The following is a 1,356-nucleotide window of genomic DNA, read 5'->3' as shown; positions in this document are numbered from 1 at the left end:
GGTGTGGGGTGTGGGGTGTGGGGTGTAGGGTGTAGGGTGTAGGGTTTTACCGATTTTGAGGCGGTCAATTACCTAATTTTCAGGGAAAAAGTCCCGGAATTTTCCCCCCGATCACTCCAATCGCTGGTACTTTTTGATTTCAAAAAAGTCTAAAGATATTATCCAACAAGGTTTTTAGATTTATTCAGCGAACCCTAGACAGATAAAGTGGGATGGGTTAAAAATTAACACATCCCACAGATCTTATTGCCATCTACCAACTTAAAAATCTAGACTGTTTTTTCCGCTCTAACTCGCTCTACCTTTACCTTGGCAGGACTAGAGCAATCAAGGAAGTTAGGAACCTCCTGACGACAGTGAGGACAATACCAGTAGGCACGACCAACCACAAGGTGACGAAGGGTAATTCCCGAACAAATAGGGCAGTTGTGCATGGATTGTTAGACTAATTTTAAACGTTTTTAAAATTGTCCTACCTCCTGAAATAATCCTAAACAAAATCGCCGCTCTTTAAATCTAACTTGAGGTAGAAACCTAGTGTTTCTTTCGATAGACTTCCCAGAAAATACTTAGGGATGAGGACGGAAAAGATGGGAATGTTGCGGGTGATAAAGTTGCGATCGAGTTCCTGTAATCTGGTTTAAAGCGGGACTAATGAGATAAAGGGTAGTTCTAGTTAAATTTTCCCGATGGGTTAATTGGGCTATCTCTGACAGGGGGACAACCCAGATTTTTTCGTCGGGCCAACCGAGACGGAAACAAACGGCCACCTGTTGCTCTGGCCCGTAGTATTTTAGGAGTTTTTCCTGGGCTTTGTCAACATGACGGGCGGCTAAATATAGGCATAAACTGGCTTTATGAGCGGCTAAAGAGGCTAATTCTTCACTTTCTGGCATGGGAGAGGCTTTTCCTTCCACCCGGGTTAGAATAATTGTCTGGACTAATTCCGGAATCGTTAATTCTAGGGCCAATTTGGCCGCTAATCCTTGAAAGGCACTAATTCCGGGGATTAGCTGAAAGGGTATATCTGCTGCTGTCAAAAGATCAATTTGTTCTTGGATGGCACTATAGAGACTTAAATCCCCCGATTGCAGTCGCACCACCGCTAAACCCCGACGCACGCGATCGATCATTAAAGGGATAATTTCCTCTAGGGTGATGCTACTGGTGGGAATTAACTCGGCATCTTTACGAGTGTCCTCAAGAATCTGTTTGGGGACGAGGGAATCAGCAAAGAGGATAACATCGGCTTTTTGGAGAATTTTATCGGCTTTTACCGTCAATAATTCCGGATCTCCGGGACCGGCACCAATAAAATAGACGGCCGGGGAGAGCGCCGAGGAGTCAATTAAAGTC

At 44.6% G+C, this 1,356-nt stretch carries 2 protein-coding genes; both read right to left on the bottom strand.

The features are described from left to right. Window positions 1–269: 269 nt before the first annotated feature. The gene (locus IQ242_RS24885) at window positions 270–434 is read right to left on the bottom strand and encodes a hypothetical protein (protein WP_193961798.1); all 165 of its coding nucleotides are present in this window, start codon (window positions 432–434) and stop codon (window positions 270–272) included. A gap of 135 nt (window positions 435–569) precedes the next feature. Further along, window positions 570–1,356 (bottom strand): precorrin-4 C(11)-methyltransferase (gene cobM / locus IQ242_RS24880; RefSeq protein ID WP_228021210.1); only part of this gene is annotated, 787 nt, incomplete at its 5' end.

This window comes from Microcystis sp. LEGE 08355 (assembly GCF_015207185.1).
Lineage (GTDB): Bacteria > Cyanobacteriota > Cyanobacteriia > Cyanobacteriales > Microcystaceae > Microcystis > Microcystis panniformis.
Note: the sequence above shows the minus strand (reverse complement) of the source record. Positions and strands in the feature narration are given on the sequence as shown.